The following is a 545-nucleotide window of genomic DNA, read 5'->3' on the forward strand; positions in this document are numbered from 1 at the left end:
GCCCAGATGCCGGGCTACCGCATCACCGCCATGCCCGACGCCAACAGCGCCTTCACGCCCCTGGCCAAGACCGTGGAAGTGGTCGCCGGTGCCTGGTTCGACAACTACGCCAAGTGGCCCGTGACCAAGCTGTTCCCGGCACTCGGTGTGGCCGGTGCCGTGCTGGCCGCGCTGCTGGCGCTGGTGCGCAGTGCGCGCCTGGCCTTCATCGCCAGCGGCCTGTCGGTGACCGGCATCATCCTCACGGCCGGCATGTCGCTGTTCCCCTTCGTGATGCCCTCCTCGCTGGATGCAAAGAGCAGCCTGACGATGTGGGATGCGGTCTCCAGCCACAAGACTCTGGGCCTGATGTTCTGGATGGTGCTGATCTTCCTGCCGCTCATCATCGTCTATACCGGCTGGGTCTATCGCGTGGTCAAGGGCAAGGTCACCGCCCGCGACATCCACGAGAACGAACACACGGCGTATTGATTACGCGCAATCGCAAACTGCAACGAGGAGAACATCATGTGGTATTTCGCCTGGATACTCGGCATCGGCCTGGC

At 63.5% G+C, this 545-nt stretch carries 1 protein-coding gene; it reads left to right on the forward strand.

Features of this window, described 5'->3' with window-relative positions; translation table 11 throughout:
• On the forward strand, positions 1-471 hold a 471-nt coding region (gene cydB / locus HWE01_RS22600), incomplete at its 5' end, for a cytochrome d ubiquinol oxidase subunit II (RefSeq protein ID WP_241822955.1).
• Positions 472-545: the final 74 nt, after the last annotated feature.

It is taken from the genome of Herbaspirillum sp. C7C8, from assembly GCF_022627875.1.
Lineage (GTDB): Bacteria > Pseudomonadota > Gammaproteobacteria > Burkholderiales > Burkholderiaceae_D > Herbaspirillum.